Origin of the sequence: Flavobacterium soyae (genome assembly GCF_021245985.1) — a bacterium.
Classification (GTDB): Bacteria; Bacteroidota; Bacteroidia; order Flavobacteriales; family Flavobacteriaceae; genus Flavobacterium; species Flavobacterium soyae.
Window position 1 is genome coordinate 153,715 of record NZ_JAJQXA010000008.1, and the last position, 18,433, is coordinate 172,147.

An 18,433-nucleotide genomic window follows, 5' to 3' on the forward strand; every position below is an offset into this window, starting at 1 on the left:
TTTTATAATTTTAGTTTAGTTACTAAATCTTCAAACTTTTTAACGGTTTCTTCCATTGTCACATCAGATCTTCCGCCGGCCGCATTTATGTGGCCTCCGCCGTTAAAATGGTCGCGCGCAAACTGGTTTACATCAAATCCTCCTTGCGAACGGAAAGAGATTTTAATTATTTTTTCGTCTCTATTTTCGATAAAGATAGCCGTAAAAACAATTCCTTTAATACTTAATCCGTAATTAACAATTCCTTCTGTATCGCCTTTTACATAATGAAAAGAATCTAATTCTTCCTGAGTAAGAGTAGTATAAGAAGTTTTATGTTCTTCGAAAACTTTCATATTCTGAAGCGCACGTCCTAATAATTGCAAACGGCTGTACGAACTGTTATCGTATAGTAAAACCGGAATTTGAGTGTTTTCGACACCTAAATCGATTAATTCTGCAATAATTCTATGTGTGTTTCCTGTTGTTCCCGGAAAACGGAATGAACCAGAATCGGTTAAAATTCCGGTATAAATACAAGTTGCAATGGTTTTATCAATATCTTCTTTTTTGTTTAAAAAGGTAATAAAGTTGTAAACCATCTCGCAAGTCGATCCGTACGAAGTATCAGAATACATATACGCAGCATAATCGTGCGGTTTTTCATGATGATCGATCATGATAAACGGAGCAGTTAGCTTTGCTAAAGTATGTTCCATTTCGCCCGTACGATGAAAAGCATTAAAGTCGAGTGTAAAAATCAACTCGGCTTCTTCTAATATTCCGGTACAGTTTTCAGTATCTTTTTCAAAGATTTTTACTGTTTCTGAACCTGGAAGCCAAGCAAGAAAATCAGGAAAATCATTTGGTGCAATCACTGTTGGCTGGTGATTGTTTTTTAATAAAAAATGGTATAAAGCTAGAGTAGAACCCATGGCGTCGCCATCTGGTCCTCTGTGAGGAATTATTACAATTTTCTTTGGAGCAGCAAGCAATAATTGAATTGCCTGAATATCTTGTATTTTCATAGTGTGCGAATTTACATTTTTTTAATGTAATGCTGAAATCATTTTGTGGATTAACACACTTTTAGGAAAGGAGTCCAATTATCGTTTCTGGTTTTTAAATTTAGCTCTTTGTCTGTGCCTTTTTAATTTGGTTTAAAGTACTGGCAATTTTGAAATTTAGAGCAAGCATTTGTTCATCATATTTAGGGCTGTTTTCAGAGATTTTTTTATATGCTAACTCATATAAGCTGATTCTTAATTCGCAATATTCAATTATTTTTTCATTTTGCTGATGTATTTCTTTCGGCAGATATAATTTATCTAATTCGTTAACCAAAGTGATATTTTCATTCCAGTAATAAATACCACGATCTTTAATCATGTATAAGATACTTTCTCTGTTTTCTTCGATCGAATTTCCATATGGAATACTGTAAGCTTCGAGAGCCATTTTTTCCATATCATTAAATTCCTGCATTCTTTTTTCATATTCCATTACCTGATATATATAGACTTTAGAATTTTTAAAATTTATAAATAAAACAGCAATTATTATTGTAGCAAGTGATGAAATAAGTGCCATGCTGTAATCTTTTCTTTTTCTTATAATGGAAAGTATTAAACCAAATAAAATACCAGAGGCAAAACCTCCAATATGTGCCGCAGCATCTATACCGTCTTTAAAACTGTAAAGAATGTTGATACCAGCCAAAACAGCAATGTTGAGTAATAATTTTAATTTTATTTTAGTTTCAAAAGTTTTAAATAAAAGTACAATAAGTAAAATTCCATACATACCAAAAATGGCTCCTGAAGCACCTGCACTTACCAAATCTTTATTCCAGTATAAACTGCTTAAACTGGCAATAACACCACAGAAAAGATAAGTTGCCAGAAAGGTCCAAATTTTTAAATAAGGTTCTAAAAGAAGTCCTGCATAAGCAAGTGCGATGCAATTTAGAATTAAATGAAAAAAACCGAAATGAATAAAGCAGGAAGTTAGTAATCTCCAGAATTGACCTTCGTAAATCATTGGTCCGTAATTTCCTCCCCAGTCAATAATATTTTGAATTTCAGGTTTAAAAAAATGTACTCCTGAAAAAGTCATGACAAGAAAAACCGCAAGGTTTATGTAAATTAAAACAGGAGTAATCAAATAACCTTTTGAAGGAGTAAAAATCGAAAAGAATGAATAAAACGCTGATATGTTTTCAGGTTCTGTTTTTTCTTTATTTGAAACATTTTCGTTTTTTATTTGCTCCGAAAAATCAGTTTCATTTATTTCAAAATCAGAAATATTTTTAAGTTCTTCAAAATATAGGTCTAAAAAGATTTCTGTTTTTTTTTTATTTCTTCCACGATCATAGATCTGATTTCCGTTTGAAGAACTTGTTATTATAGCTGTATTTTCATCAAAAGAAAATGAAATAGTTTCGTTCCAGATATTTTTATTGTTTTGAGAAACTGCATTTAATTCATTTTCATCAATATAAATAATCCTCCAATTTAGTTTTTTGCAGATGCTGACAGCGTTTAAAATAAATGTTTTTTGAGGTAAATTATTTAAAGGCGTTAATTGAGAGTACGCTGCTGGAAATCCAAAGGCCATTTTAATAGTTTTGATTTAGGTCAAACAATACTACAAAAAAAACTTTTAGTTATCACGAAATATTTGTTACAAATGTTCCAATTCTTTCCCCTTAAACCTTTGGTACAATTTATATTTTGCCCCTTTTACAATTTGTGATTTGTAAATACCAACAGAACCTGATGAAAAATAAGCAATTGTACATCCTATAGCAATAAAAATTCCAGATTCAATACCAAATAATTCCAGTCCCATAATGGTGCAGGCGATAGGCGTGTGGGTTGCTCCGGAGAAAACGGCAACGAAACCAATTCCGGCTAAAAGTGCAATTGGCATCGGGATAAATAAGGATAATGTGCTTCCTAAAGCGGCGCCAACAAAGAATAACGGTGTTACTTCTCCGCCTTTAAAACCTGCGCCTAAAGTAAATCCGGTAAATAAAATTTTAAGGAGGAAATCATACCATTCACTCGGGTTCGAAAATGAATCGACAATAACAGGAACGCCAAGTCCGGAAAATTTGGTAAACCCTAAACCTGCAATGGCGATCGCTAAAATAATTCCGCCAATAACTGGACGCAGCGGCGGATATTTAATGTTTTTCGAAAATAGGAAACCCCAAAAATGAGTGCTTCGTGAAAATAATAAAGCTGTAAATCCCGAAAGAAGTCCAACAAATACAGTGTAAAATACGTTGTCGATACTAAGTTCAGGAACAATTGGAATGCTGTAATGCGTATGTTTTATTTCCCAAAATTCTACTGTAAAATAAGCTGCATAAGCCACCATAAAAGAAAGTACAATACTTTTTAAATTGATTTTACTGAAATACAAAACTTCCAAAGCAAAAATGGCGCCTGCTAAAGGAGTGCCAAAAACAGAAGCAAAACCCGCGCTGATTCCCAGAATAATTAAAATCCTGCGTTCGGCATTATCGAGTTTGAAAATTTTGGTGAATTGATCCGCAATTGCGCCTCCCATTTGTACGGCTGTGCCTTCGCGTCCTGCAGAACCTCCGAATAAATGGGTCAATAAAGTTCCTAAAAGAACCAAAGGAGCCATTTTAAGCGGAATGATTTTTTTAGGTTTTTCGTATTCTTCGAGCAGTAAATTATTGCCTTTTACTACAGATTCTCCCCAATAATAATAAATAGAACCAACTAAAAATCCGCCCAAAGGTAAAAGCCAGATAATATAGTCGTGATGAATTCTAAATTGTGTAACCCACTCTAAAGAAACAAGAAAAAATGCGGATGCAGATCCTGAAAATAGGCCTATTAAAGCACAAATAATAATCCATTTAGGGATGGAAAGCAGGATTTGTTTTGGGGTTTGGGAAGTCATTAACTTTTTGTGATGTTTTTCTAGCCACGAATTTCACGAATTTTCACGAATTAATATGTTTTTAATTGAGACAAACAAAAAGAATTTTTTTAAATCTTTTACCCCAATAGCTATTGGGAGTGGTAAAACAAAAAATAATTAGTGAAAATTCGTGAAATTTGCGGCAAAAAAACTATTTACTGTACAACAGCTGTAAATTCGATTTCAACTAAATATTCAGGAGCAACTAATTTACTGATTTCATAAAAACCGGTTGTAGGTTTTACATCTTTAAAAAAAGCAGAATGCGCTCTCGCAACTTCTTCAAAGGTAGAAACATCAGTTGTGAAAATACGGGTTCTGATAACGTCTTTAATTCCAACGTTTAAGTCTTCTAAAACTTTTTCAACGCGTTCAATAATATTATAGGTCTGCGCATAAGCATCGTCGGCTTTTACTTTGTCGCCGTCAACAATTGCTACAGTTCCCGAAACTTCAACGATATTGCCAATTCTTACAGCGCGGCAGTATCCCATTTTGTCTTCCCACGGCGATCCTGTTAAGATATTTTCTCTTTTCATTTTATGAGGTTTTTTGAATTGTTTTGTTTCGTTTTAAAAACAAATTCAGGTTAATTAATGTGCTGCAATTTATGAAATATGCCCATCAAAAAGAATTATAATGAGTTGAAATCACATTAAAAATCTTTCTTTTTTGTGATATTTCAAAAGAGAGATTTTACGTTTTATTCCGTTTGGTTTTCTTCGTAGATTCGGAGTTTGTTCTGTGTATTTGTCAAATGCTGCTGTAACACCTCAATTTTATTCAGCAAATGATAAATGGCATCAATCCCTTCTAAATTAATATTAAGATCATAATGCATGCGAATCATTTTTTCTATTAAAGGCAGTTGTTCCGGCTGAAGATATTCATCATTTTCTTCGGTAATAATTTCTACTAAACCATAATTGTTGAGTTCAGTTATAAAAGTATTTTCAATTTCGTGATAGATACAAAATTGTTTTATTTGGATTAAGTTCTTGTTACTCATGATTTCTAAGTTTAGATAATTCTGCAAATAATTCTTTTTCTTTTTCAGATAATTTGGTAGGAATTTTTAAATTATATGTTACATATAAATCTCCAAACTGATTGTCCTTTTTATAAATAGGAAACCCTTTTCCTTTTAACTTGACTTTTGTTCCGGTTTGAGTTTCAGCAGGAACTTTAATTTTTACCTTTCCGTCAAAAGTTTTAATATTTATTTCTCCGCCTAAAACTGCAGTATAAAGGTCGAGATTAACATTAGAATATAAATTGTTTCCTTCTCTTTTAAAATCAGGATTATTTTCAATTATAAAAGTGATATACAAATCGCCGTTTGGCCCGCCATTTACGCCGGGTCCGCCATGTCCCGGAATTTTGATAACCTGGCCGTTTTCTACACCGGCCGGAATTGTAATTCGGATATTTTTACCATTTACGGTCAGGCTTTGTTTGTGCGTCGTGTAAGCAGAAGCCAGGTCTAATTGCAGTTCGGCATTAAAATCCTGTCCTCTATATTTGGACTGACCCCGGCTGCTTCGCCCTGAACCATACATAGAATTAAAGAAATCTGAGAAATCACTTCCTGAAAAGTCTCCTCCGCCAAAACCAGAAAAATCCTGATTACCTTGTTGTTGTCTGGAATATTGCTGCTGGTTTGGATCGTAACCAGCTTTTTCAAACTCGTCGGCATGTTTCCAGTCCTTACCATATTTATCGTACTTTTTACGATTTTCAGGATTGCTTAAAACTTCGTTGGCCTCGTTGATTTCCTTGAATTTTTTCTCTGCTTCTTTATCATTTGGATTCAAATCCGGATGATATTTTCTGGCCAGTTTTCTATATGCTTTTTTTATCTCGGCTTCTGTAGCAGATTTTGTAACATCTAAGGTTTTATAATAGTCGATATAATCCATCTTTTTGAATTTTAGGATAAAATAAATTGAGATATTGAAGTTAAGAATAAGTTGTTAACTATCAAAGTGATGTATGGTTTTAAAATAAAAATTAACGCACGTTTTTGGAATTTGGAATTTATCCCGAAGCTTCGGGATTGGAATTTATTTTGATAACAAAGGGAATAATTGGCAGGTTTTTTGATTCCAAAAATTAGCCTAATATATTGTTATAATAGTCTTAAAGTTGTCGCACCAAACTTATTTATGCTATTTTTGTGATGCTAGACTTGAGTTCTGTAAAAATTATGAAGCCGATTCGATAACCATTTTTCAATGAAGCATATTTTATTATTCATACTGTTTTTTGCTGCTGTAACTGTTTCAGCGCAAACTGAATTTGGAACAAAATTCAAGCCTATTCCGGCACCTAAGTTTAGCACAAAGAAAAAAACACCAATTCCGCAGGTCAAAGATCCACAGGCAGAAACTGCAGATGTACCAAGTATTAAAACACCAAATGTTTTTGATAATACGAGCATAACTCCAAAATCACAATTTCAGATTGGAGAGGAGAAAAGTAAATTTACAATGTCTACAGAAAATGATTTTGCTAACCCAGGCGATCAATATGTGGCAAAGATGGAAAAAGATTTAAATAAAGCTTTAAAAGATGCTGGATTAAAAGAAGATGAACAACAATTGGTTTTAAAAGATCTTAATTTTGGAGAAATTAGAACTAGTTCTGCCTATTTCGTTATTAAATGCCGTGATTATGGAGCTATTGATGGCGATTTAATTAAGGCTGTTTTAAATGGAGATGTTGTTAAAGAAAGACTACTTTTAAAGTCAACTTTTCAGGAATTTAGAATATATTTTAAAGAAGGTTTCAATCCGTTTTTTATACAAGCTCTTAATAAAGGTGAGCTTGGTGGAAATACAGGAGAATTTCAGATATATGATGCCGAAGGGAATTTTATATTATCGGACTATTGGAACAACTTTGAAGCAGGTGTTAAAGCAAATTTTTTAATTTATAAAGAACAAGGGTTACTTACTAAACCTCCAAAGAAGAAGTAATTCTTAATTTGAAAAATAATATAGTTGCTAAAGTTCTTTTTTTAAAACTCAGAACCTTAGCAACTCAGCATCTTAGACCCTCAGACTAAAACGGATCTGCAGTAACCTTAAATGTCATATCTGCTTTAATCGTTACATCTTTCGTAAGCGTTTCTTTAATTGTAACCTGTGTTCTAATCTTATAACTGTCTGCTTTAATATATTGATCCAGTTTTTTATCGGTACAAATTAAATCAATCGTATTGCTTGACGAATTGATATTGTCCTGATACGCCAATTCTATTTCATCAGAATCTGTTGTTGAAATATATAAATGTATTGATTTTAAAAACGTAAAAGTTTTATCTGAAGGATCTGAAATAGAAAGCTTAAGCGATCTGATTTTTACATCTTTTACCAAACTTGCTTTAGTTTTATTGTTTTCAAATTCGGCTGAAGAATTGGTTGTTACATCCGGTGTGACTATTTCTGTTGGCAGATTAATTGGAGATGTACTTTCAATTTTAATCGAAGTTTCGTTTGAAATATTGAAAGTCAATAAATCATCTACAGCATTACAAGAAGTAAAAAATAGAGATAATAAAAGAGTAAGGGCAATTAATTTTGATTTCATAAATGTTTTTTAGTTTCAAAGGTTCAGGGGAACAAAGGCGCAAAGTAAAAAAAAAATCTTCAATTTTAAAACCTCAGAACCTTTGTACTTTTTCAACTCTGAGCCTAAAATCAGAACTGTGAAAAAAAAAATTTTTTTTCACAGTTCTGATTTTTCAATTTCGAATATAAAAAGTATTTTTGCGCATGCAACACAACGTACTTATTTTAGATTTCGGATCGCAATATACACAGCTTATTGCGCGTAGAGTTCGCGAATTAAATATATTCTGCGAAATTTTCCCTTACAATCACTTTCCTAGTGATTTATCAGCTTACAAAGCAGTAATTTTAGGCGGAAGCCCGTTTTCTGTTCGCGCAGAAGATGCCCCGCATCCAGATTTATCTCAAATTAGAGGTAAACTTCCAATGCTTGCCGTTTGTTACGGAGCGCAATATTTAGCTCATTTTAGCGGAGGTGAAGTTGCCGCTTCTAACACTAGAGAATATGGCAGGGCAAATTTATCTTACATAAAAGATAGTGAAGTTTTCTTTGATGGAGTTTCAGAAAACAGTCAGGTTTGGATGAGCCATAGTGATAGTATCAAAGCACTTCCAACTAATGCTGTAAAATTAGCAAGCACACATGATGTAGAATTTGCCGCTTATAAAATTGAAGGCGAAACAACCTACGGAATTCAATATCATCCAGAAGTTTTCCATTCTACAGACGGATCAAAAATGCTGGAGAACTTTTTAGTAAAAATTGCCGAAGTTCCTCAAAACTTTACACCAAACGCTTTCGTAGAAGAAATGGTGGGAGAATTAAAAGAGAAATTAGGAAACGATAAAGTAGTTTTAGGATTATCAGGCGGAGTAGACTCTACTGTTGCAGCGGTTTTATTAAACCAGGCAATTGGTAAAAACCTTTATTGTATTTTCGTAAATAACGGACTTTTGCGTAAAAACGAATTCCAAAATGTATTGAATCAATACAAAGGAATGGGATTAAACGTAAAAGGAGTAGATGCCGGAGATCGTTTTCTTTCTGAACTTGCAGGAATCAGTGATCCTGAAACCAAACGTAAAACTATTGGACGTGTATTTATCGAAGTTTTTGATGATGAATCACATTTAATCGAAGACGTAAAATGGTTAGCGCAGGGAACTATTTACCCAGACGTAATCGAATCTGTTTCGGTAAAAGGACCATCTGCAACAATTAAATCGCACCACAATGTAGGTGGATTGCCAGATTATATGAAATTAAAAATTGTAGAACCGCTTAGAATGCTTTTTAAAGATGAAGTGCGGCGAGTTGGAGCTACATTAGGAATAGATCCAGAATTATTAGGAAGACACCCTTTCCCTGGACCAGGATTATCAATTAGAATTTTAGGAGATATTACTCCGGAGAAAGTACAAATTTTACAAGATGTTGATTCTGTTTTTATCGAAGGATTAAAATCTTGGGGATTATACGACAAAGTTTGGCAGGCTGGAGCAATTTTGCTTCCGGTAAACAGTGTTGGAGTTATGGGCGATGAGCGTACTTACGAAAAAGTGGTAGCGCTTAGAGCGGTAGAATCAACAGACGGTATGACTGCTGACTGGGTTCATTTACCTTACGATTTCTTGATGAAAGTGTCAAACGACATCATCAACAAGGTAAAAGGCGTGAATCGTGTAGTTTACGATATAAGTTCAAAACCACCTGCAACAATTGAGTGGGAATAGTATTGTTTTTAAAATTAAGGTCTTACATTTGTAAGGCCTTAATTTTTTATAACCTACTATTTATGAGAGAACTTTTAACGATTTCTCTTGCGTTTATTTTGTCTTTTAACAAAATAGCTGCGCAAGATTCAATTATTGAGCACAAGATTCAAAAAGGGGAAACTGCTTATTTTATTGCCCAAAAGTATAAGGTTTCTGTAGACGAGATTTACAAACTCAACCCCGAATCACAAAACGGAATCAAAGACAACCAAATTATCAAGATTCCCGTTCATTCTCCACAAAAAACAAATCAAGAACAGCAAATTACTCATGTTGTTGGCGAAAAAGAAACGCTGTACGGTTTATCTAAAAAATATAATGTTTCTGTAGAAGCTATTCAAAATGCAAATCCAATTCTTGCAAGCGGACTTCAGGTTGGGCAGGAATTAATTATTCCGCAAAGCGCTTCAAATCTTCCAAAAACAGAAATTGCAGCTGCTTCAAAAAGAACACATCTTGTTGTGGCAAAAGAATCTTTATTCAGCATTGCGAGACAATACAATGTTTCGGTTCAGGATTTAGAAAATCTAAATAAAGAATTATTGCAAAACGGACTGCAGATTGGTCAGACAATTGCCATTCCAAACAAAAGAAAAACTTTAGACGGAAAAGTTCGCGTGATTAATCAGGAAACTGTTTTTCATGTGGTTGAACCTAAAGAAACCAAATTTTCGATTTCTAAAAAATACGGCATTACAATCGATCAGCTGGAATCTCAAAATCCGGAAATTATTAACGGATTAATTGTTGGTAATAAATTAGCCATTAATACAAAAGAAATAAAACCGGCAAATGAAAGTGAAGAATTAATGCTGGCTCTTGCCGAAAAACAAGTTGTGGTCGAAAAAACAAAAGCCAAAACTGTTGAAATTGATGATTTAAAAGACAGGCTGGTTATTCAAAAAGAAATGAATGAGAAGATTATTAAAATTAACGATCTAAAAGTTAATTTGAATGATATGAATGGTTCCAAAGAAAATTCGGTTGAAAAACTGCGTCTGGTTTTAGAAGCCAATAAAAATGTTCAGGATATTTTAATGGCAAAATTAGATTCGTTAGTAAACACGATGAATAATGATTTGCTCGAATTAAAACGAATGGATGTTTTAAATGTTGATGAATCAAAACGTTTAGAAAAACAATCATATGAAAGCATCGGAAAAACAAGTGAATTATCGTCTCAGTTAAAAAAAGAACTGGCTGAAAACCGAAAAGCGTATGCCGGTTTAATGAATAAAGTAGAGAAAATCGCTGTTGAAGAAAATCAGGAATACAAGAAGAAAATCCGCGAAAACGAAAAAAATAAAAATGTTACTTCGATTCAGCAAAGACTTTCTTTAGACGAAATTAAACGTTATAAAATCGAACAGGAGCAGGGCGATGCCAAAAACCAGCAGTTAATTTCTAAAATTGATTCGCTGGATACTCAAAAACAAATCGAAGTAAAACGTCACATCAGCAAAGCTTCTTATTATAGTATGGAAGCCAGAAAATTTGATGATAAACTAGCTTTGGTTAAATTGAAAAAATATCAGGATGAAGCGATTAAAAAATCAGCTCCTGCAGAAACTTCAAAAGCAGTCTCGCTGGAAGAAATGAAACGCGAACTAAAAGAAAATCCGTTTAAAAATGAAAAAAATATAAAGATTGAAGTTTATGATAATCTTAAAGAAGTTTCAAATGGCTATTACTTAGTTTTAGGTATATTTACAGACGCATCGCAGCGAGATAAGTTAATTATGCAACTTATTGATTCAGGTGATTTTAACGCGAGTTTTTTCTTTAATATAAACAGTCTTTCTTATTATGTTTATTCAGATAAGTTCCAAAATATGGAAGAACTTCTGTATCAATGCAAGAAAAAAGAAGAAGATGAGTTATATAAGAACGTTATTATTGCAAAGTTAGAAGTCGATCTTCGATAATTTTTTGAAGAATTGATTGTGGCGTGAATCTTGTATGAGAGAAATTAGTATCTTGTTTTTGAATTAAAAATTAAAATTGTTTTAAGCCTTATTATGAAATATTATTCAACATTATTTTTACTTGTTTTTTTTGTAACCTGTTCGGCTTTTTCGCAAGGAAAAGTGGTAAAATATACAGTTTCAAGTGGAGAAACGGTTAACCAAATTGCCCAAAAATTTAAGGTTACACCTTTTGATATTTATGAATTAAATCCGGATGCACGCAATGGCGTGAAACCGAATACGGTTTTGTTGATTCCAACCGGAAAAAGTACAGACAAAAAAGAAACTGCTGCGGTAAAATCGAGTGGTAACTCAAAAACGGTTACACACGAAGTACAGCCGAAAGAAACATTGTTTGGTCTTGAAAAAAAATATAGTGTTACTGATGAAGCTTTAAAAGCGGCAAACCCTTTTTTGATTACTGATGGTTTACAGCCGGGGCAGACGTTAACGATTCCTGCAAAAGGTGCTGCGCCAAAAAATGCTGCGGTTTCAGACAAAAAACAGAAAGGAAAAGGAACCGAAAAATATGTTTATCATGATGTTCAGGCAAAGGAAACTAAATTTGGAATCGCAAAACAATATGGAATTTCGATTGAAGAATTAGAAAAGAAAAACCCTGAAATTGTAACAAGTTTACCAGTTGGGTATCGATTGACAATTAAAGGAACTGCTCCAAAAACGGAAACTGCTGCACCTGTGGCTGCAACTGCAAAACCTGAGGAAACTAAAAAAACTGCAGAATCTAAAAAAGCAGTTTCGTATATGGACTATCAGGTAAAACCAAAAGAAACATTTTATAGTTTAGGAAGAGTTTTTCACTTAACCCAGGAAGAATTAACAGCCTTAAATCCATCGCTTTCAGAAGGTGTAAAAGAAGGTATGGTTTTAAAAGTTCCTGCAGGATATATAGCGCCGGTCCCTATTGTTGTACAATCGCAGCCAGATGAAAAAGCTATAGAAACTTCTGTAGAAAAACCAACTGAAAAAGCGATTGAAAAACCAATTGAAAGCAGAGGCGGAGGAATTAAAATTGTAGATAAAGTAAAATCAGAAACTGTTTCTGCAGATCCTGAAATAGTAGAATTAACTAAAAAAAGAGGTCAAAGCGAACGCAAAAAAGTGATTTTGTTATTGCCATTTAATCTGGCAAAATTACAAAGCGATACAACCGGAACAGCTGCGCGTTTAAAAACAGATAAGTTTTTAAACATGACCCTTGATTTTTATTCGGGAGCAATGATGGCAATAGATTCGGCTAAAACATTGAAATTACCTATTGATGTTTCAATTTATGATTCGCAGGAAACAAAAACTACATCGAATATATCGAGTTTAATTGCACAAAATAAACTGCAGGAAGCAGATGCTGTTGTGGGACCATTTTACCAAAATAATGCAGAGTCTACTGCAAATTCACTTCGTTTGTATAATGTTCCTGTTATTTCGCCATTATCAAAAGATACTGCAAATCCTATCGATAATTTGTACCAGACAATACCATCAAACGATGTGGTTCGAAATGCAATTTTCGATTATATGAGAGCTAAAAACGGAAACATTGTGGCTGTTGTAGACAAGAAAAAAGAGTCGGTTATCAATTATATCAAACAAAATCAAAAAGGAGTTGTTTTTGCGGCTTTAACAGAAACTGGAGGTTTAGATGTTGCTAATTTAAAGAGCTTATTACTGCCAAACCGAATGAATTATGTTGTAATGGAAACGGGAAATACGGCGATGATCAAAACGACAATAAAAGCATTGACCGATGCCCAAAAATCATGTCAGGTGCAATTGGTTATTTTAGAGCCAAACAGCACGCTTGATACAGACGAAATTAATTTTGATAATTTGGTAAAATTAAAATTAATGTACCCGTCTGTAACTCGTGACAGTGAAGATCAATCAGTTTCTATCTTTAAAAAAGAATATAAATTGAAAAATAAAATCTATCCAAATAGTTATGCAACCAGAGGTTTTGATGTAACTTTTGATACCATGATGCGTTTGGTTCAGGGAAAAACGTATCAGGAAACAGCAGATTTAATGACAACACAACAGGTTGACAATAAATTTCAATTTTATAAAAAAGAAGATGGCGGACACGCAAATAAAGGTGTCTACATATTATATTACGATTCAGACTTAACTTTAAAAGAAGCAAATTAATGACATCAAAAGTAACCTACTTAGGCGATTTAAGGACAAAATCAATTCATATACAATCCGGAAGTGAAATCATTTCTGATGCACCTCTTGATAATAACGGTAAAGGCGAGGCTTTTTCTCCAACAGATACAGTTGCAAATGCTTTAGCAAGCTGTATGTTTACAATTATGGGAATTAAAGCCCGTGATTTAAACGTAGATTTAACTGGCTCAACTGCCGAAGTAACTAAAATTATGAATGCTGAACCAAGAAGAATTGGTGCAATCGAAGTTGTTTTTGAACTAAAAAGCAATGCTGATGAAAAGAGTAAAACTATCTTAGAACGTGCTGCAATGACTTGTCCGGTGTTTTTAAGCCTAAGTTCCGAAATTGAAAAAAATGTAACCTTTAATTGGGAATAATTTTTTTTGCAATATATTTTAGAAGCCGTCAATATTGACGGTTTTTTTATGTAATTCTCATAATTGAAAAAATTAACAAAATATTCATATCAAATTTTGGTTCTTAAATATAATATGAAGTATCTTTGATGTGCAAAAAATATGCATATTTATGCAAAAATAATGCAGTTTCAAAAGTGAAAACGAGAATCGCTTTTTCAATATTATTTGGAATCTCTAAGTGAGATATAAATGATATTCCAAATTCTGCCCTAAATCAATAATTTAAATTTTGTTGTATTCCATTTATAAAGGTTTTATCTTTATATGGTATTGAATGCTATTGTTTTAGCAATGTTTTGACTTGCGTTTTTGCGATGTAAAATAAAATTTTAAGGCTTAAAGCCAATACATAATCCGAAGAATAAAAAAAACTATACCATGTTAAAAAGTAAAATAGACAAAGCAACCGGTTTTGAAAAGCGCTTCGAAAACATCAACACTGTTGTTTTTGAAAATTCAGGTGAAGCTTCAAAAGCTGTTGCGCAGGAAATTGCAGCTTTAATCCAATCCAAACAAAAAGAAAATCAGCCTTGCATTTTAGGTTTGGCAACAGGCTCTTCTCCAAAAGGATTGTATGCTGAACTGGTTCGCCTGCATAAAGAAGAAGGGTTGAGCTTTAAAAATGTAATCAGTTTTAACCTGGACGAATATTATCCGATGGAACCAAACTCTATCAACAGTTATGTTCGTTTTATGAAAGAATTACTGTTTGATCATGTCGATATTTTACCTGAAAACGCGCATGTTCCAGACGGACTTTTGACAAAAGAACAAATTGCAGATTACTGTCATGAATATGAAGCAAAAATTGAAGCTCTGGGCGGAATCGATTTACAAATTCTTGGAATTGGAGGAAACGGACACATTGGTTTTAACGAATCAGGTTCGCTTCAAAACTCGAAAACACGTTTAGTGGCACTGGATCATATTACAAGAGTTGCTGCAAGTAAAGATTTCTTCGGATTAAATAATACGCCAAGAACTGCAATTACACTTGGGGTGAAAAAAATTATGGAAGCTAAAAGAGTTATCTTATTAGCGTGGGGTGAAGGAAAAGCAAATATTGTAAAAAGATCTGTTGAAGACGAAGTTACTAATAGAGTTCCGGCTTCGTTTCTGCAGGAACATGATAATGCTGTTTTTATTTTAGATAAAGAAGCTTCTTCAAAACTAACGAGAATTAATAAACCATGGCTGGTTGAGAAAATCGCTTGGACAGATAAATTAACTCGCAAAGCAGTTTTAGGATTGGCATTAGATCTTAAAAAACCAATTTTAATGCTTACTGATGCTGATTATATCGAAAATGGAATGAGCGATTTACTGGCAGATTCTGGTCCGGCATACGACATCAACATTAAAATCTTCAATAAATTACAAAATACAATTACAGGCTGGCCAGGCGGAAAACCAAATGCAGACGATACAAACCGTCCGGAAAGGGCTGAGCCTGCTAAAAAACGTGTATTGATTTTCAGCCCGCATCCTGATGATGATATCATTAGTATGGGAGGAACTTTCATGCGCTTGCAGGAGCAGGGACATGAAGTTCATGTAGCGTACCAAACTTCAGGAAATATCGCTGTTGCAGATGACGAAGCGTTACGTTTTGCAAGATTCGTGATTGATTACAATGAAAAATTCAACATTAAAAGCGAAGAAGCAGATAACATTTATAGAAAAGCACAAACTTTTTTAGAAAATAAAAAGAACAGTGAAATTGATATTCCAGAAGTTCGTTACATAAAAGGATTAATCAGAAAAGGAGAGGCAAGAGCAACAAGTCATTTTGTTGGATTAACCGATGATCAGATTCATTTTATGGAATTACCATTTTATGAAACCGGAACTATTGAAAAGAAACCAATTGGACAAGAAGATATTCAGCTTACAATGGATTTAATTGAAAAAATTAAACCGCACCAAATCTATGCTGCAGGAGATTTAGCAGATCCGCACGGAACGCACAAAGTTTGTCTTGATGCTATTTTTGAAGCTGTAAAAGCCTTAAAACCAAAACCATTTATGGATGACTGCTGGTTATGGTTATACCGTGGTGCATGGCAGGAGTGGGGAATTGACGAAGTTGAAATGGCGGTGCCAATGAGCCCGGATCAGGTTTTGGCAAAACGCCACGGAATCTTCAAACATCAGTCACAAAAAGACGGTGTTGTTTTTCAGGGAACTGATGCAAGAGAATTTTGGCAGAGGGCCGAAGACAGAAACAGCGAAACAGCAGCTTTGTATCAGCAGCTAGGTTTAGCAACTTATGCAGCAATGGAAGCTTTCGTGAGATGGCACTATTAAGATACTAAGGTTCTGAGATGCTAAGATTCTAAGGTTTTTAATCACGAATTCCACAAATTAAATTCGTGATAATTCGTGTAATTCGTGGCGAGAAAAAAATCATTTAAATCTTTTTAATCTGTGGCAGAAGAAAAATAAAAAAATAGAATAGCTTTGTAAGCAATTAGAAGCAAGAAGGAAGAATGAGCCTGTATTTCTTTCCTCTTGCTTCTTTTTTCTTTAAAAAAATGGAACAAGACAAAAAACTTCTCATAAAATTAGCGCATACCAAAATGCCTTTCGGAAAATACGAAGGGCGTTTTTTAATCGATTTACCAGAATATTATGTGGTTTGGTATCACAATAAAGGTTTTCCAAAAGGAGAATTAGGGCAGCAGTTACAGCTTATTTATGAACTGAAATTAAATGGACTGGAAGAGTTAATCAGGAATATTAAAAAGCAATACCCAAAGCCAATTTAAAGATATTTCTTAAAAAATATTCTAATAAAAGCTTAAAATTATCGATTACAAAACCAAGTAATCAATCTGTTTAAAAATTTGCAAATTATCTCATTCTCTAATTGATAAATTATCTAATTAAATTTGTACTTTTGCCAAGTTTTTTACACAACTACTTACAAACAACAACAGAATGAATCAAACAAAATATATTTTTGTTACAGGCGGTGTGACTTCTTCATTAGGAAAAGGGATCATTGCAGCATCTTTAGCAAAATTGTTACAAGGAAGAGGATACCGTACAACTATTCAAAAATTTGATCCGTATATTAATGTGGATCCGGGAACATTGAACCCGTATGAGCACGGAGAATGTTATGTAACAGATGATGGTGCCGAAACAGATTTAGATTTAGGTCATTATGAGCGTTTCCTGAACGTTCCTACTTCTCAGGCAAATAACGTTACAACAGGAAGAGTTTATCTTTCGGTTATTGAAAAAGAAAGAAGAGGGGAATTTTTAGGAAAAACAGTTCAGGTTGTTCCTCATATTACAAACGAAATTAAAGACAGAATGCAATTGCTGGGTAAATCTGGCGATTATGATATTGTAATTACTGAAATTGGTGGTACTGTTGGTGATATTGAATCATTACCTTATATTGAGTCTGTTCGTCAATTAGTTTGGGAATTAGGAGAAAATAACGGAATTGTTATTCATTTAACATTAGTTCCTTATTTGGCTGCTGCGGGTGAGTTGAAAACAAAACCAACACAGCACTCTGTAAAAACTTTGATGGAAAGCGGAATCAAAGCAGATATTTTAGTTTGTAGAACTGAGCACGAATTGTCTCAGGAACTACGTCAAAAACTGGCTTTGTTTTGTAATGTTAAAAAAGAAGCGGTTATTCAGTCAATTGATGCTTCAACAATATACGAAGTTCCAAATTTAATGCTTGAAGAAGGATTAGATGTTGTGGCTTTGAAAAAATTAGATTTACCTAAAAAAGCATCTCCGGATTTAAAAACATGGAATACTTTTTTACGCAGATTAAAAAGTCCAAAACAAACCGTAAATATTGGTTTAATTGGGAAATATGTAGAGATGCAGGATTGTTACAAATCTATTTTAGAGGCATTTATTCATGCAGGCGCTGCAAATGAAACCAAAGTAAATGTAATTTCTATTCACTCAGAACATATCAATATTGATAACGTTGCTGAGAAATTAGAAAATCTTGACGGCGTACTAGTGGCTCCGGGATTTGGAGAAAGAGGTATTGAAGGAAAAATTGAAGCAGTTCGTTATGCGCGTGAAAATAATATTCCGTTTTTTGGAATTTGTTTGGGAATGCAGATGTCTGTTATCGAATATTCCAGAAATATTTTAGGTTATACCGAAGCCAATTCTACTGAGATGAACGAGAAAACGCCTCATCCGGTTGTGAGTTTAATGGAAGAGCAAAAAAATGTTACAGATAAAGGCGGAACAATGCGTTTGGGAGCTTGGAAATGTGATATTAAACCAAATACGCTGGCACACAGAATTTATGGTGCAACAACCATTTCAGAGCGTCACCGCCACCGTTATGAGTACAATAATAAATACGCAGATGAATTGCAAAAAGCTGGTTTAAAAGCTTCTGGAGTTAACCCAGATACTGGATTAGTAGAAATTGTAGAGCTTGAAAACCACCCATTCTTTATTGGGGTACAATACCATCCGGAATATAAAAGTACAGTAGCAAATCCGCACCCGATTTTTGTAAATTTCGTAGCAGCTGCCGTAAATGCGCATAAAAAATAATAATTAATATTCT

Annotated in this window: 15 protein-coding genes; 8 read left to right on the plus strand and 7 right to left on the minus strand. The window is 33.7% G+C overall.

Features of this window, described 5'->3' with window-relative positions:
• Positions 1–2: 2 nt before the first annotated feature.
• From LUU93_RS12225 to LUU93_RS12250, 6 genes are all read right to left on the minus strand, one after another.
• A complete protein-coding gene (locus LUU93_RS12225) occupies positions 3–1,007 on the minus strand; it encodes a DHH family phosphoesterase (RefSeq protein ID WP_232681401.1) in 1,005 nt (334 codons plus the stop codon).
• A gap of 100 nt (positions 1,008–1,107) precedes the next feature.
• Positions 1,108–2,595, minus strand: coding sequence for a rhomboid family intramembrane serine protease (locus LUU93_RS12230; RefSeq protein ID WP_232681402.1), 1,488 nt, complete (start codon positions 2,593–2,595; stop codon positions 1,108–1,110).
• A 66-nt stretch (positions 2,596–2,661) separates the two neighbouring features.
• Complete coding sequence (locus LUU93_RS12235; protein ID WP_232681403.1) at positions 2,662–3,918, minus strand: chloride channel protein; 1,257 nt, start codon at positions 3,916–3,918, stop codon at positions 2,662–2,664.
• Between the two features lie 176 nt (positions 3,919–4,094).
• Positions 4,095–4,478, minus strand: coding sequence for a RidA family protein (locus tag LUU93_RS12240; protein WP_232681404.1), 384 nt, complete (start codon positions 4,476–4,478; stop codon positions 4,095–4,097).
• A 164-nt stretch (positions 4,479–4,642) separates the two neighbouring features.
• Entirely contained in the window at positions 4,643–4,948 is a 306-nt protein-coding gene (locus LUU93_RS12245) for a chaperone modulator CbpM (protein WP_232681406.1), read from the minus strand.
• Entirely contained in the window at positions 4,941–5,858 is a 918-nt protein-coding gene (locus LUU93_RS12250) for a DnaJ C-terminal domain-containing protein (protein ID WP_232681407.1), read from the minus strand. The genes LUU93_RS12245 and LUU93_RS12250 overlap by 8 nt, the downstream gene beginning before the upstream one ends.
• Before the next feature lie 315 nt (positions 5,859–6,173).
• Here LUU93_RS12250 and LUU93_RS12255 point away from each other — a divergent pair, with 315 nt between their 5' ends.
• A complete protein-coding gene (locus LUU93_RS12255; protein WP_232681408.1) occupies positions 6,174–6,917 on the plus strand; it encodes a hypothetical protein in 744 nt (247 codons plus the stop codon).
• Positions 6,918–7,002: 85 nt separating this feature from the next.
• Here the strand turns inward: LUU93_RS12255 and LUU93_RS12260 are convergent, their stop codons facing one another.
• On the minus strand, positions 7,003–7,530 hold the full coding sequence (locus LUU93_RS12260; RefSeq protein WP_232681409.1) for a hypothetical protein: 528 nt from the start codon (positions 7,528–7,530) through the stop codon (positions 7,003–7,005).
• Between the two features lie 185 nt (positions 7,531–7,715).
• Between LUU93_RS12260 and guaA the strand changes: the two genes are divergently transcribed.
• The 7 genes from guaA (at position 7,716) to pyrG (ending at position 18,420) form a co-directional block, all read left to right on the plus strand.
• Positions 7,716–9,245, plus strand: coding sequence for a glutamine-hydrolyzing GMP synthase (guaA, locus tag LUU93_RS12265; protein ID WP_232681410.1), 1,530 nt, complete (start codon positions 7,716–7,718; stop codon positions 9,243–9,245).
• A gap of 62 nt (positions 9,246–9,307) precedes the next feature.
• Complete coding sequence (locus tag LUU93_RS12270) at positions 9,308–11,212, plus strand: muramidase family protein (RefSeq protein WP_232681411.1); 1,905 nt, start codon at positions 9,308–9,310, stop codon at positions 11,210–11,212.
• Between the two features lie 93 nt (positions 11,213–11,305).
• On the plus strand, positions 11,306–13,423 hold the full coding sequence (locus LUU93_RS12275; RefSeq protein WP_232681412.1) for a PBP1 and LysM peptidoglycan-binding domain-containing protein: 2,118 nt from the start codon (positions 11,306–11,308) through the stop codon (positions 13,421–13,423).
• Positions 13,423–13,824: an OsmC family protein gene (locus tag LUU93_RS12280; protein ID WP_232681413.1), complete on the plus strand. Its 402-nt coding sequence runs from the start codon at positions 13,423–13,425 to the stop codon at positions 13,822–13,824. Before LUU93_RS12275 ends, LUU93_RS12280 begins: the two co-directional genes overlap by 1 nt.
• A gap of 387 nt (positions 13,825–14,211) precedes the next feature.
• Positions 14,212–16,173 (plus strand): glucosamine-6-phosphate deaminase, encoded by a 1,962-nt coding sequence (gene nagB, locus LUU93_RS12285; protein WP_311202630.1) that lies wholly within the window; start codon positions 14,212–14,214, stop codon positions 16,171–16,173.
• Positions 16,174–16,400: 227 nt separating this feature from the next.
• On the plus strand, positions 16,401–16,634 hold the full coding sequence (locus LUU93_RS12290) for a DUF3820 family protein (protein WP_073482724.1): 234 nt from the start codon (positions 16,401–16,403) through the stop codon (positions 16,632–16,634).
• A gap of 172 nt (positions 16,635–16,806) precedes the next feature.
• Positions 16,807–18,420, plus strand: a complete 1,614-nt coding sequence (gene pyrG, locus LUU93_RS12295) for a CTP synthase (protein WP_232681415.1) — start codon at positions 16,807–16,809, stop codon at positions 18,418–18,420.
• Positions 18,421–18,433 lie beyond the last annotated feature (13 nt).